General features: G+C 66.4%; 17 protein-coding genes and 3 pseudogenes. 13 read left to right on the forward strand and 7 right to left on the reverse strand.

The features are described from left to right. Positions 1-20: 20 nt before the first annotated feature. The 3 genes from E5P3_RS32480 to E5P3_RS32490 all read left to right on the forward strand — a co-directional run bounded on the left by E5P3_RS32480 (position 21) and on the right by E5P3_RS32490 (position 2,617). Positions 21-1,064 (forward strand): bifunctional UDP-4-keto-pentose/UDP-xylose synthase, encoded by a 1,044-nt coding sequence (locus E5P3_RS32480; protein WP_162590167.1) that lies wholly within the window; start codon positions 21-23, stop codon positions 1,062-1,064. Between the two features lie 5 nt (positions 1,065-1,069). Beyond that, positions 1,070-1,981 carry a 4-deoxy-4-formamido-L-arabinose-phosphoundecaprenol deformylase gene (locus E5P3_RS32485; RefSeq protein WP_162590168.1) on the forward strand — a complete coding sequence of 304 codons (912 nt, stop codon included), beginning with the start codon at positions 1,070-1,072 and terminating at the stop codon, positions 1,979-1,981. 96 nt (positions 1,982-2,077) lie between these two features. Beyond that, positions 2,078-2,617, forward strand: a complete 540-nt coding sequence (locus tag E5P3_RS32490) for a hypothetical protein (RefSeq protein WP_162590169.1) — start codon at positions 2,078-2,080, stop codon at positions 2,615-2,617. A 184-nt stretch (positions 2,618-2,801) separates the two neighbouring features. On the opposite strand, the pseudogene E5P3_RS35990 reads toward E5P3_RS32490, so the two are convergent. The 3 genes and pseudogenes from E5P3_RS35990 to E5P3_RS32500 all read right to left on the reverse strand — a co-directional run. Then, positions 2,802-3,047, reverse strand: a pseudogene (locus tag E5P3_RS35990) (phosphatase PAP2 family protein); the annotation flags it as partial. 29 nt (positions 3,048-3,076) lie between these two features. Then, complete coding sequence (locus E5P3_RS32495) at positions 3,077-4,852, reverse strand: phosphoethanolamine transferase (RefSeq protein ID WP_162590170.1); 1,776 nt, start codon at positions 4,850-4,852, stop codon at positions 3,077-3,079. 46 nt (positions 4,853-4,898) lie between these two features. Continuing rightward, positions 4,899-5,615, reverse strand: coding sequence for a phosphatase PAP2 family protein (locus E5P3_RS32500; protein ID WP_162590171.1), 717 nt, complete (start codon positions 5,613-5,615; stop codon positions 4,899-4,901). 88 nt (positions 5,616-5,703) lie between these two features. Between E5P3_RS32500 and E5P3_RS32505 the strand changes: the two genes are divergently transcribed. Next, the gene (locus E5P3_RS32505; protein ID WP_162590172.1) at positions 5,704-6,384 is read left to right on the forward strand and encodes a response regulator; all 681 of its coding nucleotides are present in this window, start codon (positions 5,704-5,706) and stop codon (positions 6,382-6,384) included. A gap of 93 nt (positions 6,385-6,477) precedes the next feature. Here the strand turns inward: E5P3_RS32505 and E5P3_RS32510 are convergent. After that, positions 6,478-7,640, reverse strand: a pseudogene (locus E5P3_RS32510) (IS1182 family transposase); the annotation flags it as partial. Positions 7,641-8,177: 537 nt separating this feature from the next. Between E5P3_RS32510 and E5P3_RS32515 the strand changes: the two are divergent. Beyond that, positions 8,178-8,558: a hypothetical protein gene (locus E5P3_RS32515; protein ID WP_162590173.1), complete on the forward strand. Its 381-nt coding sequence runs from the start codon at positions 8,178-8,180 to the stop codon at positions 8,556-8,558. A gap of 65 nt (positions 8,559-8,623) precedes the next feature. On the opposite strand, the gene E5P3_RS36360 is transcribed toward E5P3_RS32515, so the two are convergent. Then, positions 8,624-9,028, reverse strand: a complete 405-nt coding sequence (locus E5P3_RS36360; RefSeq protein WP_162590174.1) for a hypothetical protein — start codon at positions 9,026-9,028, stop codon at positions 8,624-8,626. 7 nt (positions 9,029-9,035) lie between these two features. After that, positions 9,036-9,236 carry a hypothetical protein gene (locus E5P3_RS32525; protein ID WP_162590175.1) on the reverse strand — a complete coding sequence of 67 codons (201 nt, stop codon included), beginning with the start codon at positions 9,234-9,236 and terminating at the stop codon, positions 9,036-9,038. Between the two features lie 473 nt (positions 9,237-9,709). Between E5P3_RS32525 and E5P3_RS32530 the strand changes: the two genes are divergently transcribed. Next, positions 9,710-10,039 carry a hypothetical protein gene (locus E5P3_RS32530; protein ID WP_162590176.1) on the forward strand — a complete coding sequence of 110 codons (330 nt, stop codon included), beginning with the start codon at positions 9,710-9,712 and terminating at the stop codon, positions 10,037-10,039. 1,322 nt (positions 10,040-11,361) lie between these two features. Next, positions 11,362-11,871, forward strand: coding sequence for a hypothetical protein (locus E5P3_RS32535; protein ID WP_162590177.1), 510 nt, complete (start codon positions 11,362-11,364; stop codon positions 11,869-11,871). A gap of 1,109 nt (positions 11,872-12,980) precedes the next feature. Here the strand turns inward: E5P3_RS32535 and E5P3_RS32540 are convergent. Beyond that, positions 12,981-14,015 (reverse strand): annotated as a pseudogene (locus E5P3_RS32540) (IS110 family transposase). A gap of 582 nt (positions 14,016-14,597) precedes the next feature. Between E5P3_RS32540 and E5P3_RS32545 the strand changes: the two are divergent. Genes E5P3_RS32545 through E5P3_RS32570 form a run of 6 tightly spaced genes read left to right on the forward strand, consistent with a single transcriptional unit; the run spans position 14,598 to position 23,189 of the window. Then, complete coding sequence (locus E5P3_RS32545; RefSeq protein ID WP_162590178.1) at positions 14,598-15,404, forward strand: IclR family transcriptional regulator; 807 nt, start codon at positions 14,598-14,600, stop codon at positions 15,402-15,404. Between the two features lie 13 nt (positions 15,405-15,417). After that, positions 15,418-16,809 (forward strand): amidohydrolase family protein, encoded by a 1,392-nt coding sequence (locus tag E5P3_RS32550; RefSeq protein ID WP_162590179.1) that lies wholly within the window; start codon positions 15,418-15,420, stop codon positions 16,807-16,809. A gap of 49 nt (positions 16,810-16,858) precedes the next feature. Further along, the gene (locus tag E5P3_RS32555) at positions 16,859-18,928 is read left to right on the forward strand and encodes a hydantoinase/oxoprolinase family protein (RefSeq protein WP_162590180.1); all 2,070 of its coding nucleotides are present in this window, start codon (positions 16,859-16,861) and stop codon (positions 18,926-18,928) included. Then, positions 18,925-20,988: a hydantoinase B/oxoprolinase family protein gene (locus tag E5P3_RS32560; RefSeq protein ID WP_162590181.1), complete on the forward strand. Its 2,064-nt coding sequence runs from the start codon at positions 18,925-18,927 to the stop codon at positions 20,986-20,988. The genes E5P3_RS32555 and E5P3_RS32560 overlap by 4 nt, the downstream gene beginning before the upstream one ends. A 10-nt stretch (positions 20,989-20,998) precedes the next feature. Further along, complete coding sequence (locus E5P3_RS32565; protein WP_162590182.1) at positions 20,999-22,189, forward strand: M20 family metallopeptidase; 1,191 nt, start codon at positions 20,999-21,001, stop codon at positions 22,187-22,189. 13 nt (positions 22,190-22,202) lie between these two features. Beyond that, positions 22,203-23,189 carry a Bug family tripartite tricarboxylate transporter substrate binding protein gene (locus E5P3_RS32570; RefSeq protein ID WP_162590183.1) on the forward strand — a complete coding sequence of 329 codons (987 nt, stop codon included), beginning with the start codon at positions 22,203-22,205 and terminating at the stop codon, positions 23,187-23,189. Positions 23,190-23,316: the final 127 nt, after the last annotated feature.

A 23,316-nucleotide genomic window follows, 5' to 3' on the forward strand; every position in this document is an offset into this window, starting at 1 on the left:
ACCCCGGAACGACCACGACCATGCTCAAAGTCCTCATCCTCGGCGTCAACGGCTTCATCGGCCACCACCTGACGCGTCACATCATGGAGCGCACCGACTGGCAGCTGCACGGCATGGACATGCAGTCCGACCGCGTCGCGCCCTGGCTCGATCACCCGCGCTTCCACTTCTTCGAGGGCGACATCACCATCAACAAGGAGTGGATCGAATACCACGTGAAGAAGTGCGACGTGGTGCTGCCGCTGGTCGCGATCGCGACGCCGGCGACCTACGTGCGCGAGCCGCTGCGCGTGTTCGAGCTCGACTTCGAGGCCAACCTGCCGATCGTTCGCCAGTGCCTGCGCTACGACAAGCGCGTGGTTTTTCCCTCGACCAGCGAGGTCTACGGGATGTGCGCCGACGAGAGCTTCGACCCCGAGGCCTCCAACCTGGTCTACGGCCCGATCAACAAGCCGCGCTGGATCTACGCCTGCGCCAAGCAGTTGATGGACCGGGTGATCCACGCCTACGGCCAGCAGGAGGGTCTGCGCTACACGCTCTTCAGGCCCTTCAACTGGGTCGGCCCCGGGCTGGACAGCCTGCATGCGCCCAAGGAAGGCTCGAGCCGCGTGCTCACCCAGTTCCTCGGCCACATCGTGCGCGGCGAGCCGATTCGGCTGGTCGACGGCGGCCGCCAGCAGCGCACCTTCACCTATGTCGACGACGGCATTTCGGCGCTGGCGAAGATCATCGCGAACGAGGGCGGCATCGCCGACGGCAAGATCTACAACATCGGCAACCCCGACAACAACCTGTCGATCCGCGCGCTCGCCCGGATGATGCTGGCCCTGGCGCGCACGCTGCCCGAGTACCGCGATGCCGCGGCCGCCGTGGCGCTGATCGACGTGACGTCGGCGGATTACTACGGCAGCGGCTACCAGGACGTGCTGTATCGCGTGCCGGACATCCACCGCACCACGGCAGACCTGGACTGGCGGCCCCAGGTCGGAATGGAAGAGGCACTGCGCGAGATGTTCGCCTACTATCGCGACCAGGCCGCGGCCGCCGCCGATCTGGAAGCCTGAGGACGATGGCGCGGATCGTACTGAAAGTCGACGTTGACACCTGGCGCGGCACCCGCGAGGGCGTACCCGCCCTGGTCCGCCTGCTGGCGGCGAAGCGCTGCGGCGCGAGCTTTCTCTTCAGCCTCGGACCGGATCACACCGGCCGCGCTATCTTGCGAGTGCTGCGCCCGGGCTTCCTCGGCAAGGTTTCGCGCACCTCGGTGCTCGAGCACTACGGCCTTCGCACCCTCCTGCACGGCGTGCTGCTGCCCGGGCCGGACATCGGCCGGCGCGAAGCCGCCACGCTGCGCAGCGTTCGCGACGCCGGCTTCGAGGTGGGTGTGCATTGCTGGGACCACGTGCGCTGGCAGGACCGCCTGCTGAGCCGGGACGGCGCCTGGGCCGAGCGCGAGATGCGCCGCGCGCTGCAGTGTCATGCCGAGGTGTTCGGCGCCCCAGCGCGGCTGCACGGCGCCGCGGGCTGGCAGTTCAATCCGGCGGCGGCGCAGGCCGAAGCTGCGCTGGGCATCGAGTTCGCCTCGGACACGCGCGGCAACCATGCCTTCGTCCCGGTAGCGGACGACGGCACGGCCCTCGGGCCGCCGCAGTACCCGACCACCCTGCCGACGCTGGACGAGCTCATCGGCGTGGACGGCCTCACCGCGGACAACGTGCACCGGCACCTGCTGGGGCTGACCGAGCAGACCACGCAGGACCAGGTCTACACGCTGCACGCCGAGCTCGAGGGCATGAAGCTGCGCAGCGTGTTCGAGCGCCTGATCGCCGGCTGGCGGGCCCAGGGGCACGAGCTCGTCGCACTGGGCGCGCTGCACGACGCGTGCATCAGCGTGGCGCTTCCGCGCCATCGCATCGCGCTCGGCAGCGTCCCCGGCCGCTCAGGACTGCTCGCGCTCCAGGGTGCGGCCTGGCGAGGCTGACCCGGGAGCCGCCGTCGAAGCGAACGCGGCGCCGGTCCCCACTGTCGCCCTCGGCCCCGGCGGCCTTATTCAGGCCATCACAAAGAACAGCATTCAATGAAAAGGCTTCTGATGAGACCTTCACCGCCCGCTCGCGTCGCCGGCCTTGTCATTGGCCTCATTGGCCTCATTGGCCTCATTGGCCTATTGGATGCGTCGGCCATCCGCGCAGAGGAATCGAACCTCACCCGGACCGATTCCGCATGGGAAATCACCCTTTCGCCCCATGCATACCACTTCCACAGCGACCCGACGCACAAACCCGTGTGGCTCATCGGACTGGAGCGCCAGCGTGCCGACGGATGGCTTTGGGGCGGCGCTTACTTCAGCAATTCCTTTGGGCAAAAATCGGGCGCCGTCTATGTCGGCTACGTGTGGAACAAGCTGTTCAACGCGCCGATGCTCTATGCCAAGCTGGTGGGCGGCCTCATGTACGGCTACGTGGCACCCTATGAAGACAAGGTTCCGTTTAACCACAACGGGTTTTCGCCCATCATCGTGCCGTCCCTTGGCTACCGATTGACGCCCAAGGACGCCCTGCAGGTCTCGCTGATGGGCAGCGCCGGTGTGCTGCTCTCCTACACTCAACGCTTCTAATCGCCGAGCTCCACAGCGCGACACCCACATGGACGCGGGCGGCACGACCGCGGTCGCCGACCACCTTCGCTAGTTCAGTGCACGCTGCAAGCTCGAGCCGCGGATGAAGACACGCTCCTGCTACGAAGCCAGCTGCGCGGCTGGTGGCTACATCGCTGGCTGGCCATGGACAAGTACCACGGCTCTAACAATGCCAGGCCGTCCAGAGCGCGTGTCATGTAGTGGGCGCCGCGCAGCTGCTGTCTCAGTCCCGGTAGCAGGCCGGCCGCCAGTGCGCAGGCCAGCCATGCTCGCGCTGGCGAGGCGCGCCGCCGCAGCACGAACCAGCCACCCACATGAGCGAAGCCGATGCAGGCATGGCCCGCCGGAAGGCAGCCGCCCTACCCGCCGTCGGATCGTCGCGCAAGCCCCAAGCCCAGTGCGACGCGTAGTCGGTCAGTAGCGCTCCCCGAGTCCCCCTCACCCTGGCCCTCTCACAAGGAGAGCAGCTAAGAGAGCAGGACCGCGGCACGACGCCAGCGCATCCAACCCCGCCTTGTAGGTCGGCGTCCGCACATCCATCACGCCCAGCACCGTGTGATAGAGGTTGTCATGCGTGAGCGGCGCATCGAGCCCCGCCTCCATGCAGGCCAGCGACAGCCCGGCGCGCTCGCGCATGCGCGGCCCGAACCACATCACCATCGGAATGTGCTTCTGCACCTCGGGCGCAAAGCTGTACGGCACGCCGTGCAGGAACAACCCATACTCGCCGAGCGACTCCCCGTGGTCGCTCAGGTAGAGCAAGGCCGTGTCGTAGCGCCCCGACTGGGCCTGCAGCCAATCGATGGTCCTGCCGAGAAAGCGATCGGTGTACGCAATCGAATTGTCGAAGCCGTTCACCAGCTCCGCGTGGCTGCACTCGGCCAACGCATTGGTCTTGCATTCCGGCACGAAGGGCTTGGCATCCGGCGAGGAGCGCTTGTAGTAGGCCGGACCATGACTGCCCATCTGGTGCATCACCAGCACGACACCCTTGGCGCGACGCTCGGCCGGCAGCGCAGCCAGGCGCTCGTCCAGCCCTTGGAGCATGGCGTCGTCGAGGCATTCGTCGCCATCGCAGAGCGCGCTCTTCACATCCGGTGCGAGCTGGTCGAAGGCGAAGGCATGCGGAACACGGTCGCACACGCCCTTGCAGCCGCCGGGCTGGTTGTCGAGCCAGAACACCGCGAGGCCGGCGGCCTGCAGCACGTCCATCAGGTTCTCGTAGTCGTCCTTGCGCGCCTCGAAGGCCGCCTTGCCCAGGGGCGAGAACATGCAGGGCACGGAAGCCAGCGTGTTGGTGCCGCAGGAATGGACGTCGCGCCAGGACAGCACCTTGCGCGCGGCCAGCACCGGCGTGGTGTCGCGGGCATAGCCGTCGAGACCGAAGTGATCGGCCCGCGCCGTCTCGCCGACCACCAGCACGAAGAGCGGCGGCCGGGCTTGCGCCGCGTAGCTGGCGCCCAGCGCAGTGCCGCCGGAGATCGGGATCAGCTTGCGGCTGTGCGCGAACAGCGGCTTGAGCGCCACCGATGACGCCGAATAGAGGCTGGCCAGCGGATTGATCATGTAGCGCAGGTGGACGTTGTTGCGCATCAGTGGCGCGATCTGCCGGTTCATCGCCAGCGCGCCGCCGGCCGCCAGCGCGACGGCTGCGACGAGCAGCAGCGCATTGCGCCATGCCTGCGACAGCAGGCCCATCGGCGCCACGCGCACGCGCCACAACGCCCAGGCCGGCAACGCCGACACCAGCACGACATGGAACAGCAGGCGCCAGCCCATGAGGTCGCGTGCTTCATGGAAGTCGGTCTGCATGGCATTGGCCAGCATGCTGGGGTCCAACACCGCGCGGTAGCTCAGCATGAAGTGCTGTGCCACGGCAGCGACCACCACCACGGCGAACCACAGCGGTCTCATCCAGCGCGACCAGGCGACGAGCGCCAGCAGCGCAGCGGTGCCGCAGACGGTGAGCAGCGCCATCAGCGCGATCTGGGGCAGGTAGATGCTGGGCGCGCCGCCGATGCGGGCCAGCTCTTTCCAGAGAGGCCAGTTGGCGGCCAGCGCGAGATAGAGGCTCAGCCCGAGGACCACGCTGCGTGCGGAACGCGGCTGCGACAGCCGGGCGTCAATGCGCCGCCACGGGGACTCGGAGGCCTCCTCGGCAGGTGTTGGCGCGTTGGGGGAGTGGACGGAATTCCGGACAGTCGAGACAGGCATCCGGCGAGTCTGGAAAGCCAGCCTGAAAACTCACTGAATGCCCTGGTCAGCTTTCGTTCATCTTGGGCGTGGTGCCCGCTGCCGCCCCGCCGGAGCGCCAGGCCCGCGTCCAGTGCAGCAGCGCATCGATGGCGAAGCCCGTGGTCCAGCAGAGCCAGGCGGTCCACAGCGTGTGGCTCATGTAGTGGGCCCCGCGCAACTGCTGCGCCAGGCCCAGCAGCAGCCCGGCCGCCAGCGCACCGGCGAGCCACGCCCGCGCCGCCGACGGCGAGGCGCGCCGCAGCACGAACCAGCCGGCCACGTAGGCGAAACCCGCGGAGGCATGGCCGGCCGGGAAGCAGCCACCCGGCCCGCCGTCGCGCAGGCGCCAGGCCCAGTGCGACACGTAGTCGGCCACACCGCCGAAGGCCTTCAGGTACCAGGGACAGCTGGTCGCGCTCGCCTGCTTGACCAGCGACACCACCAGCACGCCGGCGAGCACGGTGACGGCGAGTTGGGCCCGCTCGCGCCTCTGCAACCGGCGCAGCACGCCCACCGGCCAGCGAACGGCGGCGACGAGCGCAACCAGCAGCAGCCAGCTCAGCGCTCTCGCGCCTTCATGCATCACATGCACCAGGAACCCGTTGTCGCGCAAGGGGAAGCCCGTCGACGTGCCCGCCAGTTGGGCCAGCGCGAAGTCGAGGCCGTTGGCATCCCAGAGCAGGAGCAGGAGCAGGGCCAGAACTGTCCAGGCAAGGGGCCGGGCGAAGATGGAACGGGACATAAACGCCCAAGCCTACGTCCGCCTGCTGAACGCTGGCTGAAGCGCCAGCACACTAGACTTGGTTTCCTTGGACAAGAAGGAAGGCGACGTGCGCATATTGCTGGTCGAGGACGATGCTGCGCTGGCCAGCGCGGTCTGCAGCTACCTCGAGGCCAAGGCTTTCGTGGTCGACGTGACGCCCGGACTGGCGCAGGCGCGCGCCGCGCTGGCGGCGGTGCAATACGCGGCCGTGCTGCTCGACCTGCACCTGCCCGACGGCGAAGGCCTGTCGCTGCTGCCGGACGTGCGCGCGCTGCGCGACCGCCCGATCGTGATCGTGCTCACGGCGCGCGACCAGGTCACCGACCGCATCCGCGGCCTCGACGCCGGCGCCGACGACTACCTCGTCAAGCCCTACGACCCGGCCGAGCTGCTGGCGCGGCTGCGCGCCGTCGAGCGCCGCCGCAGCAGCGCCAGCACGCCGGTGCTGAACTTCGGCACGCTGGAAATCGACCTGGCGCACGACCTGGTGCGCAAGGACGGCATGCCGGTCACGCTCACGCAGAAGGAATGGGCGCTGCTGCGCGTGATGGCGACGCGGCCCGAACGCATCCACACGCGCGACAACCTGGCCGACGCGCTGTACGGCTTCGGCGACGACGCGGACAGCAACACGCTAGAGGTCTTCATCAACCGCCTGCGCCGCAAGCTCGGGCGCAGCCACATCCAGACGCTGCGCGGCCTGGGCTACCGGCTGTCGTTCTCGCCCGAGGAAGAGGACGACGAATAAAGCTCGGTCTGCTGCAGCGGGCAGAGGAGTGGAACAGGTGGGTGCACTCTTCTTATAGCCATTCCACGTCGCCACGCATGGGCTTCGGCTCATCGGTGTGCATTGATCCTTCAAGGGACATCTGGGGCAAGCGCTGGTCCAGTAGAGACGCGTCTTGAGACCGTTCCTCTCGATCGCGCTGAACCTGTAGATGGCCCGCTCGCCCGCAGGGCACTGATACTCATCGTCCTTCGCGACATAGATGAAGTTGCTCTTGTCGAAGCGCCCCTCGGCCTTGGCGCCCGATGTCATGGGCTTCGGCACGAAGGTCGCGATGTCTGCGTCCTCGCAGGCCTTGAGCTCCGTGGCGTTGAAGTACCCGCGGTCGGCAAGAGCTTGCAGCTTGGTCTTGCCCATCGCCTCGCGCGCAGCCTTTGCCATCTTGCTGAGTTGCGCGCGGTCGTGGCCGACGTTGGTGACCTCGTGTGCCACGATCAGGTGGTGCCTGGCATCCACGGCAGTCTGGACGTTGTAGCCCACGATGCCCGTGCTCTTGCCTGACTGAAGCATCGAGCACGCATCGGGATCGGTGAGCGAGCGTTGCTCATCGGGTTCCTTCTTCAGCTGCTCCTTGGTGTCATCGAGCTGCTTCATCTGCTCGCGCAGCTTCTTGATCTTCTCCTGCATCGCTCGGTCTTGGCTTCGACCTCCGCCGGTTGCGTGCGGTCGGCCGTCTCCAGGGCGTCGAGGTAGCGCTGGATGCTCTGCTCGATCTGCTGCTGTCGCTTGTCGATCTTGCCGGGCGTGAAGTTGCGGTCGCGGCTGTTGACCGCCTTGAACTTGCTGCCGTCGATAGCCACGATGGCGTGAGAGAACAGCTTGAGCTCGCGGCACAGGCCGACGAAGCGGCGGCAGACGTTGCGAATGCCCCGGCCGTTGTCGTGACGGAAGTCGGCGATGGTCTTGAAGTCCGGCGCCAGCCGGCCGGTGAGCCACATTAGCTCGACATTGCGCTGCGCTTCGCGCTCCAGGCGGCGGCTGGACTGGATACGGTTCAGGTAGCCGTAGATGTAGAGCTTCAGCAGGACCGAGGGGTGGTACGAGGGTCGACCGGTTGCTGCCGGATCGACGCCTTCAAAACGCAGAGCATGCAGATCCAGTTCCTCGACGAAGGCATCGACAACTCGCACCGGGTTGTCTTCGCCGATATAGTCGTCAAGGCACTCTGGCAGCAGAGTGACCTGATGACGGTCCTCGCCTTCGATGAATCGCTTCATGGGCTACCTCGCTCAGACGGGTTGGCTCAATATAGGCGACGATCAATGGAGTTTCCACACACCCTCGGCCCTAAGCCGAAGTTCGATTTGCTCCGAAGCGGTCGTTCAGCTTGACGTCAGTCGCGTGAGGAAAGCCATCGTTCTGGCTTCGGCGGAGTTCAAGACAGCCGCCACGGCCTCTGTCTGGCCGAGGCACAGGGCTTGGGTCTGGACTAAACACCTGGCGTTCGCGGTCGAGCCGCTCGCGGGTGTAAGCCTGAAGCGCATTGCGCGCTTTCGGCACTACAACGTCCGCGCCGCCGGACTTTTTGAGCATAGGACGGGCGTGGGCTCTCGCGCCCGCTACTGTCGATGCTTTGCGGGCGGAGCCGCCTGGGCGCTGCTGGGCATCTGCTCGTCCGCTTTGATACATGCGGAAGCTGAAGGCGGGTTGGATCGCCTTTCGGCAAGCGCCAGTCCCTGCAGATGATCGATCCATTGCTGGCGCGTCAAAACAGGATGTGACGCGTGATCCGGTGTCGCTTGGACGAGGCGCGAATGAACTCAGTAACGCATTACAGGCATCGGTGGCTCTTCGCCCGGGTCGCCGTGGTCTCGACACTTCTGGTGCTGGGTTTGCTCAGCACGGAGGTCCTCTTTTCGACTGCGCCTGCGGCACCTTTTGAATTAGCGCCGGGTACGGATTTTCAGCGATTGCTACTCCTGATCGCGGTCTTCGTTGCTTTGGCTTCTGTCGCTGGTGCGGGCATCGCGACTGTGCTGGCCTGGGTGGCGAAATGGCAAGAACGGGAAGAAGACCCCACCTCGGCACTCGTCGGGCGATTCCGCTTAGCGGCGGAACCTGCCAATGAGCGTCTGCGAGCACTCAGGGCTGTGACGTTGGAAGAGAGCCAGTTCGACAGTCCTGACCGGTCCTGACTTCTATGCAGCGGGGTGAATCCCCGTGCTCAGGGCCCGGACTTCGCAGATGAAGAGTTCGTCACTCAAAGCTGACGCGCGTGGCGATGAGTACGCCATTCACAACCTGCGAGCCCTCGATATTGACCTTGGCGCCGTTGCGAAGGTTCGCAGCGCTGCCGTTCAGCTGCCGACATCTCCGTGTGTGGCAAAGGCTCGGTTTCGTCGCGCACCTTGGCCGTCACGGCCTTGCGGTTCAAGCCCGTGGTCACCGAAAGCTGGCTGATGTTCGGTTCCGTGCCCTTCAAGCGCCAGGCCCGCCGAGCTTCATCGATCAGGAGCTCGCGCAGCGCGAGCTCGAGATGGGAGTGCTTCAGGCCAAAGGCCAGTGCGAGCCGTACGACCGGTCGCATCACGCGCGCGCAGGCTTCGAGTACCCAGCCGATCTGCCTTCCGGCTTCGTTGCCTGCCTCGCCGGTCGGCGCGGTCATGTCTGCCTCACGCTTGGCGCTTCTCGATCCAATGCGACTGGTACCCAAAGATCCTGTTCCCGGTTGCCGTGGCGTGACTGAGCTTGTCTCTGTTGTGGGGCGTGTCCGGCACCCACAAACCGAGCTCAGGATCGCGTTCCTCATGAGAAACCTTGTCGGACCAGCGCAGCCTGATCTCGAACATCACGCGCAATGTCTTGTACGACACGATGCTTCCTTGGGCTCAAAGTGAAAGACGGCCTGTTACGTGCCAGGGACACCAACATCAGCCGGCGTCTGACAGTGGGACGCTCACGAATATAAGACAACCGCACTACTCGTGTGAATGTTTCCCACGCAGCCGCTCTGATCGGAGAAGAAAGATGTCACGGTTGGTCAATCGCCAGAAGAGGTCAGCGGCACGGCGGAATTGCTGGTCGAAGCGCATGGCGAGGCGCGAAAGCTCATCCAGCAAGGGAGTCTGCGTCAGGAAAGAGCGAGAACGCATCGATCTGGCGTTGGCAGCTCGCGCGAGGCGAGCCGTCCAGCTACGCATCGTTGATGCATTTGGAAGGCATCTGCGCGGCGCAGGGGCGGGGCCCACGTACGAAGATCTCCAGGCCTTCGCGAAGCTGGCCGTTGCAGAGCAGCGCCTTCGGCGCCGGCTTGCACCGACCAGGTCCTCCGGCAAGGAGAGCCGCCGTGAGCTCTAGCATCGTTGTGGGCGAAAGGAATCCGCCGGGCGTGGTCTACGGAAACCTGATGGACCTGGCGCTGCTGCGTACAGGCCTGGGCTCGACGGAGATCTGCGAAGCCTGCAGCACCATCAACCTCGGCTCTGCGCGATTTTGCAAGGGCTGTACGCACAAGCTCCCAGCCTTCTACGACGACGAGCGCGCCTTCGAACCCACGTTCCTGAGCGGGCGTCAACAGCCGGGTTCACTCTTGCCGACGCGAACATTGGATCTGGGCGCATTCTGGCTGGTGGTCAACTTGCTCGCGGGCATCACCGCGCTGGTGCCGATCGCATAGCGCCAGCAACAAGCTGCAAGCCATGACCGAGGCAGCCCGCCAACCTAGATCGGACCCTAGCGAGCCGGTGACGGATTCACCGACGTTGGTCGCTGCAAATGAGCCGCAGCAAGCGTTGAATTCAGCACCATCGGCGGTACCGGCACAGCCCGACTGGACAGACTGGCAGGCGCCGGGCCCGGCGATTCAGCCGCAGCATCTGACTCGCGTCTGCAGCCAGTGCCAGACCCTCAACAGGGACACGGCCCGGTATTGCCGTCATTGCGCCGCAAAGCTTCTGCCGGAGAGCGACGAACCGACGCAGACGCGGACAAATGACACGCCTGCGCCGCAAGGCTCGACCCGATCTCTGGATTCCTGGCCTCCGATGCGCGCCGAGCGCGGGAGCAAGACGCCTCGTCGGGTCTTGGGAATTCCTGTGCCTGCAGGCGTTGATGTGTCGATCGTCTGGCTGTTGATCATCCTGGCGCTGCTGCATGTCGTCTTCGTGCTCTGGTATCTCGGGCGACCCGCCAGGCAGGGACCGCCGATCTCTGGTCCGGCCTCGGTGGCCACGAAGCCGAGCGCGGCACCAGAAGGTCCGACCCCACCAATGTCGCCCCGAGCCGCTGAGCCAGCTGTCGCCATTCAGGCCGAACGCGAGCCCGCTCGGCCGGCCGATCAGATCTCCGCCGAGCCGGTTCCGGCGCCCTCGATGCAAGCGCTGAGCGACCCCCTGCCATCGACGGATGCGGAGGCCAGGACAGAATCAGCGCAGCCTCAGACTCAAGAGCCCCAGCTTGCCCCGGCGCCCACGGGTTATGTTGCCGAAAACGAGGCCACCCCACCCCAGAGGGCATCGGCTAGCGTAGCGGAGCCCATGCGTGTCGCACCGGCGCGCAGGCCCACCAAGTCCGGATCCGTCGGCCTCGCCCGGACTGATAGATCGACGAAACCGCATGAGCGCCAGAGGCTTGTCGAAGCACCCAAAGCCGAGCCAAAGGTGGCCACTGCGCCTGAGAAGGCAGGCGATCTCACGGGCAACGCAGCTCTCAGGGGCCTTGCTCCGCCGGTCGCTGCTCAGCCATCATTGGTTCCCGGTGCGCCGCCCCGCGTGAGCGAGCCGCGTTCCGGCGCGGTGCCGCGCACGCAATACCAGGCCGCGGCCCCTAGGTCGCCCGCGGCTCCCGCCCATTGCGATAGGTACAACCCCTACGGTGAGTCGCCGTGCGTGAACGCTTTCCCATCGACCCGGACGGCGCAGCCATCGCCTGCTGGTCAGCGCCCTGGTGAAACTGGAGTGCCGCCTAAGGGGAAAGGCAGCCTCAATTGGCTCTTTGCAGGTGGCGACGGGTCTGGCGGCGGTGGCGCTGGCGGCTCGGGTGGTAGCGGACCTGGTGGTGGCGCTGGCGGCGGCGGGCCTGGTGGTGGCGCCGGCGGCGGCGGGCCTGGTGGTGGCGCCGGCGGCGGAGGTGGTGGTCCGGGCGCGGGCGCAGGTGGCGGTGTACCTGGTGGCGGTGGCGGGGGTCCTGGCGGCGGTGGCGGGGGTCCTGGCGGCGGTGGCGGGGGTCCTGGCGGCGGTGGCGGGGGTCCTGGCGGCGGTGGCGGTGGTCCTGGCGGTGGTGGCGGTGGTCCTGGCGGTGGTGGCGGTGGTCCTGGCGGTGGTGGCGGTGGTCCTGGCGGTGGTGGCGGTGGTCCTGGCGGTGGTGGCGGTGGTCCTGGGAGGTGACGCAAGCCACGTTCACCGCGTCGCGGATGCACCGTGCTGGCAATGGAGGCGAACATGGCACTCGAAGGCATGCACCGCGAATTACTATGCCATCTGCAAGCGAAGCGAGCCGCACACCTGTTAATCGGTGCTTGGGAGGACGCTTGGCGCGAGGCCCTTGCAGATCCGGCCGAGGCGGTCCCTTGTCCTGAGTGCTTTCTTAAAGGGAGGACGTCAAAGCTCCATGCGCTCTCGAGCTACGGCAATCTTGGGCAAGCGCGGTGCCCGGACTGCCACACCGTTTTCATGTTCGTTAACAACTGACGTCGACTCACCATGCGCGTTAGTCCATCGGGCGCATCTGACTCCGAAGCGTCTGTCTCACTGACATCACGGCGTAGGGGGTGGGGCAGCTTTCCATGGCATCAATCGCTGCGTATATTGGGAAGCTGGTGCCGAGACACCGAAGGGAGCGGCGGGTGAATTTGTATCCTGACGAAGACATCGAAGCTTCGGGAGCGCCTTCTGACTGGACCATGACTATCGTTGCCCAGGGGGAAGGGGAAGGCTCGAGCTACTTTGCAGACATCCAACGCGCCGGCAAACATTTTTGCCGCCTCGTGATCACCGGGCCGAGGTCTGAAGAAGAGGCTCGCCGGCTCTTGGCCGTCAAAGCTCGTCTGTGGATTGATGAGTACTTGAGGCGCCCGCATACGGGGACTACAGGGTTCGGCTCCAGAGCTTGATCGCAGGTGCCACGGCCAGGATCCTTTCAATTTCGTCGAGCGAAACCTGGTGTTCGCGGCGGTCGTAGAGCCCGTTTGTTCTTGATCTCATGGTTGCGATCTGCTGCGCCATGTCGAGCTTGCCACCGTTGCGCAGGCACTAGGTGATACCGGTGGAGCGGACACTGACATGCTTCGCGCCATCAATGTTCGGGTAGGTCTCAGTGCTCTAAAGCGGCCACCGACGAACTTCCGCTTCTCTGATCGGGCCCGTTTGTCAACAGCGGGCTGTCTTTGTGTTGTGGGCATTGTGCTGGAATCGTCTCGGTGCAGGTCACGCTTCTCTACGCAGTCGGATCCGGGCCTTCCGGCACGGCGCTGCACGCATTGGTCAGACGCAGCAGAGAGCCACGCTTTTGGACGCGCTTTCATGCGCAGCAGACATTTGCGGTTCATCCGGACCATCGTCCACACCTTGACGAATCTCTTCACAACAACCATTCAGCAGGGGTTGGTCTCGCTCAGCTATTCATGCGACAGTCTCCTGAGCACCCCAGCGGAACACCGTGCCATCGACCCACATGCGATGCAGGATGATGGCGAGCTTGCGTGCGACGGCAATCACCGCGCGACGATGACCTCGCGTCTTGGCCAGCCGTATGCCCCAGGCCTTCAGCGATGACCACTGTTCGTTGCGCGTGAGCAGCGAGTGCGCCGCCACGTAGAGCGCGGAGCGAACATCGGCGTCGCCGGCGCGCGAGATGTGCCCTGGGTTGTCGCTCTCCCCAGACTGGAAGCGCCTGGGCGTGAGCCCGGAGTGCGCGGCCACGGTGCGAGAAGACGTGAACCGACCCGGGTCGTCCACGCCCGCCTTGAACGACAAGGCGGTGACGGGGCCTACACCGGGCACCGACATGAGCAGCTTGCAGACCGGATCGGCCTCACCAACGCCTTGATCGCGTTGTCGAGCTTCAGGCAGGTCTTGTAGAGCACCGTCCTGGCGTCGAGCAATGGATTTAGCGCGCACGCCAGCATCTCGTCCGCGGCGAAGGTCTGTCGCACCTGGGCGTCGAAGCTGCCATGGCCCACGCGAGGCGGCAGGCAGATCCCGAACACCCCCCGCAGCAGTCCGCGCAGCTCATTCTCCAGGTCCCGCACTTCTTCAGGATCGCCTTGAGGCTGGCCAGCAGTGCTCGCACGCGATGGCTGTGCATGCTCTTGACGCGCACATCGCTGTACCAGCCGGTGCGCAGGATCCGTGCGATGCCGCGCGCGTCGTTGCGGTCGGTCTTGTTGCGCATGGCGGCCAAGGTGTTCTTGACCTGCCTGGCTTCCATGCAGATCACCTCGAAGCCGGCGGCCTGCAAGCCGTAGGCAAGGAACGGGTCAAGGTGCCCGCTTCCAGGCCGACGGACTTCACGTCGGCGCTGAAGCTGCTCAAGCACTGAGCGATCGCCGCCGGCTGAGCTGCCGTCTTGGCTTCGCGGCACACCTCGCCATGCTCATCGACGATGCAGATCGAGACGGAGCGCAGCGACACATCGATTCCGGTGAAGTACGTCATTCGAGCTCTCCTTCGTAAAGGGACTTCGAGTCTAGAGAGACAGCTCCGCGAGGCACTGGGCCCGCCCGATCACCGATGCTTTTGGCCGACTGTAGCCCGTCAGCTACTACGTCTTTCGACCCCGAAGCTGCTGTACAGCTAGTTTTACAGCCGCCCTTGACCACCCAGAAGTTCGGGGCATCTTGGGCGGCCTGACGCCGGCGACTCATTGCCTTAGGTCTACCAGACACCTGCATCAGCGCGGGATGACCTTCGAGCATACGTGTCGACGACTCAGACGTGAATGGCATCGTCCGCGTGCCGATGTGCTGGCGAACCCTGCCAGACAGGGCCACATCGGGATGGGTGTGTTGCCGAAGCAGTACGGAAGGAACCCGGCTCACGCGGCGCAGGACTTTCGGTTCCAAGTCCTACCCATGTTCCGAAGTGTGCAACAAGTCTGCCCACACTCCCGTTTGTTTGGCGTCGATTCGTAACATCGTAGTAACGAACGCGCGCCCATCGCCTAGAGTCGATCCCAAGGTGCTTTCCGCTGCAAGCCTGTTGCAGTCCGTGCACCGAAATCCAGCAAAGCGAGGCAGCATGCAATCCCTCCGAACCGGACTCAGGATCCTTTCCGAATTCTCCCATGTCAACGGCGAGCTGACGGTCACCGAATTGGCGACCCGGCTGAACATGGCGAAAAGCCAGGTTTCACGGATGCTCTCCGCCTTTCGCGAGGAGGGGTGGGTCGTCCACAACCCCCGCACGCGCGGCTACAGCATCGGCATCTCGGCCTACGCCGCCGGGGCCCGCTTCATCAACAGCAATCAGCTCACGAGCGAAGCCCTGCCGGTGATGCGCCAGGTCGTCGACCGCTGCGGCTTCACCACGACCTTGTGCGTCGTGGACAACGCCAAGCCGCTCTACCTGCTCGGCATCGACGGCCCCATCTCGGTCGACTTCGCATCCAAGGTCGGCTCGTACTTTCCGCCGCATGCCACCGCACCCGGCAAGCTGCTGGCGGCCTTCGCCAACGAAACGGTGCGCACATCGATGCTCGACCACGAGCTCGCTTCGCTCACCGCGCGCACCATCGTCGAGACGTCGGTGCTGCGGCGCGAACTGCGCGACATCCAGCAGCGCGGCTTCGCCGTCTCTTCCGGCGAACGGGCGACCGGGATCGGCGGCATTGCGGTGCCGGTGTTCGACGGCACCCAGGCCTGTGTCGCGGCCCTGGGGGTCGCCTATCCGGAAAGCCTGGTACGCGCCGCGGAATTCGACGCCTATGCCGCCATCCTGCAGAAGGCCGCCGGCACGCTGTCGCGCCGCCTGGGCTGCGAAAGCTACCCAATCGAGATCCGAGAAGCGGGCGAGCTCCAGCGGCTCGTGGCCTCGGCGCGGCCATGACGGAGAAGCGGCCATGACGAGAGGGCAGATCCTTTTCAACGCGACCGTGGTGTCGATGAACCCGCGACGCGAGATCTTCGGTGACGGTGCGCTGGCCTGGGAAGGCGGTCGCATCGTCGCGGTGGGCCGCTCCCAGGAGGTCCTGCAGCAGCATCCGGAATTCGACCGCATCGACGGCGAGGCCGGCCTGCTGGCACCCGGATTCATCGACGCGCACAACCACAGCGCGCACTTCCTGACGAAGGGCTTGCTCGACGATGTCGCCGTCGAGGAGCGATGGAAGACGCGGCTCTACCCCTTCGAGCAGGCTGTCTCGGCAGACGAGGCCTACTGGGGCGCGTCCGGCACCTTCGCCGAGCAACTGCTGCACGGAACCACCTGCGTCGGCGATCCCGGGAGCGCCCATCCGCACGCCGTGGCGCGTGCCGCCGAGGACACGGGCATACGCCTGCTGCTGGCCGGATCCACCACCGACAGCTTCGATGCGGCAAGGCCGCTCTCGCCGGAAGGCGGCAGCGACGCGGATGCGGCGGCCGCACGCAACGAGCGCCTGTTCGACGAGCTCGACGGCGCGGCGTCCGGGCGCATCCGGGTGGCCTTCGGCCTGTGGAGCGACAGCACCGTCAGTGACGCGCTATGCAAACGCGTGCGCGACCTGGCGGAGCGTCGCCAGGCCGTCATCCACGGTCACCTGGCAACGCGCGAAGCGGACAACCTGAACTCCCTGCGCCAGCATGGCATGCGGGCAGTGCCGCGCTACCACCAATTGGGCGTGCTCGGGCCTCGCTTCACGGGGGCGCATGCAGGCGCGATCGACGACGCGGAGGTCGAGCTGCTCGCGCGCGCCGGCGCCACCATCACGCACTGCCCTTCTGCCAGCATGCTGGGCGGCTTCGGCTGCATCGCCCACGGCCGCTTTCCGGAACTGGTGGCGGCAGGCGTCAACGTTGCCCTGGGTGCTGACGCCGCCTCGATCAGCCGCTTCCTCGACATGCCACGCCTGATGTATCTCGCGGCGTGCGCGCACAAGGACGTGCGCCGGGATGCCACGGTGCTGGGCGCGCACGCGGCCATGGAGATGGCGACACTCGGCGGCGCGCAGGCGCTGGGGCTGCGCGACACCCTCGGGACGCTCGAGCCCGGCAAGCAGGCCGACTTCGTCCTGCTGCGCACGGATGGCATCGAGTGGCAGCCGCGGCCCCTCCTCAATCCGGTGGCCAATCTCGTCTATTCCAGCGGCGGGCACCGCGTGGACAGTGTGGCCGTGGCGGGCCGCCTGCTCGTGCGCCATGGCCGCCTCATGTCGCGCGACTTCAACGAGCTGATGGAACGCGCCCGCACCGCTTCGCAATCGATCGTTTCCCGCGCGGGACTGCCCGAGCAGCGCACCTGGCCCGTGCTCTGAGCGCGCTGTCCCGCACACCTCCCACACCCTCACCACAGGAGTCACTCGCATGAGTTACCGACTGGGGATAGACATCGGTGGAACCTTCACCGATTTCTCTCTCATGAACGAAAGCACGGGCCAGACGCTGATCGCCAAGGTCCCGTCCACGCCCTCGCACCCGAGCAAGGCAGTCCTCCAGGGCCTGGCCCAGTTCTCCGAGCGCCATGCCGTGCCGCCGTCGGCCGTGGGCTACTTCGTCCACGGCACCACTATCGGCGTGAACACGCTGCTGGAGCGCAAGGGTGCGCGCACCGGGCTGCTGATCACGCGCGGTTTCCGCGACATCCTGTCGCTGGGCCGCTCCCGGCTGCCGGACATCTTCGACCTGCTGGTCGAGAAGCCCGCGCCGCTGATACCCCGCCAGCTTGTGCGCACGATCGACGAACGCATGAGCTACCACGGCGAGGTGCTGCGTCCGCTGGACACCGAGCAGGTGCTTGCCGCCGTCGCGGAACTGGTCGGGCAGGGCGTCGAAGCGCTCGCCATCACCTTTCTCCACTCGTACATGCATCCCGCGCACGAGCGCGCTGCGAAGGAGGCGATCGCGAAAGCCTATCCGGACCTCTTCGTCTGCGTGTCCTCGGACATCTGGCCGCAGATCCGGGAATACGAGCGCACGCTCATCAGCAGCATCAACGCCTTCATCGGCAAGAAGATGAGCAGCTACTTCACCGCGCTTCAGGCGGAGGTGGGCCGCACTGGCCTGTCGAGTACGCTGCTGTCGACAAAGTCGAACGGCGGCGTGATGACGGCACGCTCGGCACAGGAGTCTCCGGTGGAAACGCTCTCCTCCGGCCCGGCGTCGGGGGCGATCGGCGCGCGCTTCGTCGCGCGGCTGTCCGGCTTCACGCGACTCATCCCGCTGGACATGGGCGGCACCAGCACCGAGGTCGCGGTGATTGACGAGGAGCTGCGCTACGCGAATGTCTGCCACATCGGCGACTTCGACATCAGCTTGCCGGCGGTGGACCTGTCCTCCATCGGGGCCGGCGGCGGCTCCATCGCATGGACGGATGCCGCGGGCATTCTCAAGGTTGGCCCCGAGAGTGCCGGCTCCGAGCCCGGGCCCGCCTGCTACGCACGCGGCGGGACGCGCCCGACCATCACCGATGCCTATGTGACCATGGGGATCGTTGACCCGGAACGGTTTCTCGGCGGTGAACTGAAGCTCAGGCCCGACCTGGCGCGGCGTGCCATCGGGGGCGTCGCGCAGGCGCTCGGCATGGAACACGAGGCCTGTGCCGAGGCGATCCTGCGCGTGGCGACCTCGAACATGTACTCGCAACTTGTGCCGCTGATGGCGCGCAAGGGCGTCGACGTGTCGGAGTTCGCCTTGCTCTGCTATGGCGGGGCGGGCGCCACGCACGGCTTCCTGCTGGCGCGTGAAGTGGGCATCCAGACCGTCCTGGTGCCGCCGTCCCCCGGCACGCTGTGCGCGCTGGGCTCGCTCGTGGCCGACGTGAAGAGCGACTTCATCCGCACGGTGCAGGTGATGCTGGACCCGCAGCGCCCCGGCGAAGCTATCGACCGGCTGGCTACTACCTTCGAGGAACTCGAGCGGCAGGCGCTGGGCTGGCTCGCGCGCGAGCGCATCAGCGTGGCAGATAAGCACATCCTGCGCAACGCCGATATCCGCTATGCGGGGCAGTCCTTCGACGTGAGCGTCGACCTGGGCTCGATCGACCTCGGAGCGGCGGACGCCGCGTCCGCACTGCTTGCCGCGTTCAAGGCCGCCTACGCGGCCATCTACGGCGACGCCGATCATGGCTCGGCCATCGAGGTCGTCAACCTGCGCACAACCGCGGTGGGCGTCACGCCCAAGCCGAGCATGCGGACGGTGCGCGACACAGCGCTGCCGTCCGACCTTCGGGAGCCGCCTGTGCGGGCTCGACGCCGGATCTTCATCGACGGCGCCCACCACGACGCCGCCGTGCTCGACCGCAGCGCGCTGACCTGGGGCCACGAGTTCAACGGCCCCGCGGTTGTGGAGCAGTACGACACGACCACCTTCGTGCCCCCCGGCTTCGCATGCCGGGTGGACGGCTACGGAATGATCATCGGAGAGCTTCGTTCATGAACCAGTTGCAAGACCCTCAGCGTGGGCCGGCCGCCCGGCCCCTGCGCACGGACTCGGTGTTTGTCGAGATCCTGAACAACCGCCTCAACGGCATCGTCAGCGAGATGGGACACGTCATCCATAAGGCCTCGTTCACACCCTTCATCAAGGAGGCCTGGGACTTCGGCGAGGCACTCGTCTCGGTCAACGGCGAGATCTTCAGCTACCCGCGCGACATCGGCGTCGCCTTCATGGTCGCGGCGATGATGGAAGACGCCATTGCCGCCTTCGACCACTACGAGCCGGGCGACGTGATCATGGCGAATGATCCGTCGACGACAGGTGGGCTGTGCACGCACCTGCCGGACATCCACCTGCTGAAGCCCTACTTCCACGACGGCGAGCTGGTCTGCTTCACCTGGACCTTCATCCACTCGTCGGACGTGGGCGGCATCGTGCCCGGCAGCATCGCGCTCGCCGCGAGCGACATCTACCAGGAAGGAATTCGGGTGCCAGCCGTGAAGCTCTGCCGGGCCGGCCAGCTGAACACCGAGGTGATGGATACCTTCCTCGCCAATTGCCGCATCCCGTATCACAACCGCGGAGACATCCAGGCGATGCTGTCGGCGATGCAGGCCGCGGAGAAGCGGCTGGACGGCACGATCGACAAGTACGGCCTCGCGGCCTTCCGCGACGGCATCGACGACCTGCTCGACTACGGCGAGGAACGCTCCCGGCAGGTGCTGCGCAAGCTGCCGCGCGGCCGCTACGAGATGACCGACTACCTCGAGCTCGACGGCGACAGCCTGCCGCCTGCGCGCATGAAGCTCGCGATCGAGGTCGAGGAGGACGGCCTGCACCTGGACTTCACCGGCTCCGACGCGCAGCTGCCCTTCGCGCTCAACTTGCCGACCTTCGGCAAGAACCACCATTTCATCAATGCCGGGGTGTTCAACTTCATCTACGCGGTGGACGGGTCGATCCCGATCAACCGCGGCGTGCTGCGGCCCCTGCGCGTGACCATTCCACCCGGCTCGCTGCTCAACCCGGAACCTACCGCGGCCATCGGTGTGCGCTTCGCCACCGTGGTGCGCGTGATGGAAATGGTGTTCGGCGCACTCTCCCAGGCCACCGACGGCAGCCGGCCAGCGCCGCGCGAGATCGCCGGCCGCATTCCTGCCGCAGGTGCCGGCATGCTGGGCGTCGCCCTGCTCTCGCTGGTCGATGCCGCATCAGGCGAACTCAAGGTCAACGTGCTGCAGCCGCTGTGGGGCGGCTCGGGCGCCAGGCCGGTGAAGGACGGCATCGACGGCGCCGACTTCGCAGCCGGCTATCTTCGCAACATCCCGGCCGAGACGAGCGAGGCCGAGATGCCGGTGCTGGTCGAACGCTACCAGCTCAGCGACAGCCCGCCGGCGCCTGGCCAATGGCGCGGTGGGCTCGGCATCGACATGCAGTTCCAGGTCTTCACCCCCAACGCCGTGCTCACGGCACGCGGACTGGAGCGCTACGAGTTCCGGCCATGGGGCCGCAAGGGCGGCCGTGCCGGCACGCTGGGCCAGACGACCCTCAATCCCGGCAGCAACGGCGCGCGCCAGCTTGGCAAGATCGCGAGCCGCCTGGACTTGCAGCCGCACGATGTGGTGCGCATCGTGACGCCGAACGGCGGCGGCTATGGCGATCCGCTGGAACGCGATCCGCAGCGGGTGCTGCGCGACGTGCTCGACGGGTTCCTGGACATAACTACGGCGCGCGAGGACTACGGCGTGTGCATCGCAGACCAGGAGGTCAATGCCAGTGCAACGGCGGCACTCCGGCGCAGCCGGCGAACGGATGACGAGCCCGAGGAGTTCGACTTCGGCGCCGAGCGCCTGGACTTCGAGGCCCGCTTTCCGGCCGCATGGCAGGACGAGCTCGAGCGCGAACTGCGCACCGTGCCTGCATCGTTGCGTCAATACTGGAAAGGCCGGGTCTGGCAGCGCCTGCGAAACGTGCCCCGCGCGGAGCACGCGGGCCTCGGCACGATGAAGGAACTGCTGGCCGAGCTGCGCTCCGAGCTCGGACGGCGCACGATGGGCTGAGGCGGGCTTCATGGACCAGCCTGCATCGGCCGCCGCCCTGCACGCACGGCATGCGGTCGACCCCGTGCTTCTGACCCAGGCGCTCGTGCGCTTGAACTCGGTCAATCCGCCCGGACGCGAGGACGCCTGCGCCCGACTCGTGGGTGAACTGCTCGGCGGGGCCGGCTTCTCGCTGCGCTACGAAAGTCTGTCCGCGGGCCGAACGAGCCTGGTGGCCACGCTGCGCGCCGCGGAGGCCGGCCAGCCCTGCCTGGCCTTCACCGGCCATCTCGACACGGTGCCCCTGGGCACGGCGCAATGGAACGTCGACCCTTTCGCTGCGGAGATCCACGGCGACCGGCTCCATGGCCGCGGCGCCTCGGACATGAAGAGCGGGGTGGCGGCCGCGGTCGCGGCGGCCCTGCGCTGCGCTTCGTGGCTGGGCGACACGGCGGGCGTGGCGTTGATCCTCACGGCTGGCGAGGAAACCGGCTGCGACGGGGCGCGCCACCTCGTGCAGGCCGGTGCGCTCCCGCAGCGTGTCGGTGCTCTGGTGGTGGGCGAACCCACGTCGAACAGACCACGGCTCGGCCACAAGGGCGCGCTCTGGTTCCATGCCTGCTCGCATGGCCGCACTGCCCACGCCTCGATGCCTGAACTGGGCGACAACGCCATCTGCAAGATGGCTCGGCTGGTGCTCGAGCTGCAGGACCTCGACCTGAGCCAGGGCAGCGCCGAAGGGCGGCCCACCCTGAGCGTGGGAACGATCGAGGGCGGCATCAACATCAACTCCGTGCCCGATCGCGCAACGATCGGCATCGACATCCGGACCCCGCCGGGCATGGCGCATGAGGCGTTGGCGTCATCGCTGACAAGGCACTTGCACGGACGCGCCACCCTTCGCAGGCTGCTCGACGCACCCGGCGTGTCCACGGAGCGGCAGCATCCCTGGGTGCAAGAGGTCATGAACCTCGCCGGCCCGGGCAACGGCGGCACGGCAACCGAAGCGCTGCTGGTGCCTTACTTCACCGACGCCTCCGTGCTCAAGGCGGCCCTGGGTAATGTGCCCACGGTGATCCTCGGCCCCGGCGAACCGCAGATGGCCCACCAGACCGACGAGTACGTGCATGTGTCCCGGGTCCGCGAGGCCGCCGAGATCTACGAAGCGCTGATCCGTCGGTGGTGCGGCCGCGCGCAGCAAGCCAGCAATTTCCAAAATTGACTCAGGAGAAATCATGTCCGACGTGAATTCCCGGCGCCGCCTCCTTCTGGGATCGGCCTCGCTCTTTGCACTGTCCGCCTTGTCGTCGCCCGCTAAGTCGCAGCAGGATTCCCGGGCGATCCGGTTCATCATGCCGTATGCCGCCGGCTCGGGAACAGACACGGCCTTCCGGCCGTATATCGAGAGCTTCGCGCGCCATCTCGGGACGCCGGTGTTCATCGACAACCGTGGCGGCGCCAACGGGCTGATCGGCATGGATGCCGCCGCCAAATCGCGCCCGGACGGGCTGACGATGACGCTGGGCACCGCCTCCACCCTGGTGATCAACCGGTTCCTCTACACGCGCCTGCCCTATGACCCGGTGCGCGACTTCGAACTGGTTGGCACCATGCTCGGCACCGCCAACCTGCTGACGGCACGCAAGGAGCTGGAGGTGAACAGCGTCGCGGACCTGGTGGCGCATGCCCGCCGAAATCCGGGGCGGCTCAAGGTCGCGTCAGGGGGGGTCGGAACGACCGGCCACCTGTCGGCGGCGCTGTTCGACGCGATGGCAGGAACGAGCATGGTGCATGTGCCTTACAAGAGCGGCGCCGATGCCTTCAAGGACATGGTGAATGGCGACGTCGACCTGCTGTTCGAGAACGTCGCACTCTCCTCGACCCTGGCCAAGGGCGGGCGGGTCAAATTGCTGGCAGTCACGAGCAAAGAGCGCGTCGCGGTCCTTCCGGACGTGCCCACGCTGGACGAGTCAGGTCTCAAAGGCTACGAGATCCTCGCCTGGGCCGGCTTCGTCGTCCCGAAAGGAACGCCGGCGGAGGTCGTGCAGCGCATGAACCAGGCCATGCGCCAAGCCGTTGCAGACGCGGACGTCCGCAAGGCCACGGAGAGCTTCGCCCTGATCGCCATGCCCGGCTCGCCGCAGCAGTTCCGGCAGTTGATCGAGACGGAGACGCCGAAGTGGGCCGATCTCGTGAAGCGGACCGGCGCTAAGCTGGATTAAAGCCACGCCCGCGAACTGCACCTTCGCGATCGGAAACGGAATGCAGCGGGAAACGGAAGTCCAGTGTTGGCTGAGTTCAGTCCTGACCCCAGCGATGCTGAGGTAGCAAAGACGAACGGCATTTTGA

It is taken from the genome of Variovorax sp. RA8 (genome assembly GCF_901827175.1).
Taxonomy (GTDB): Bacteria; Pseudomonadota; Gammaproteobacteria; order Burkholderiales; family Burkholderiaceae_C; genus Variovorax.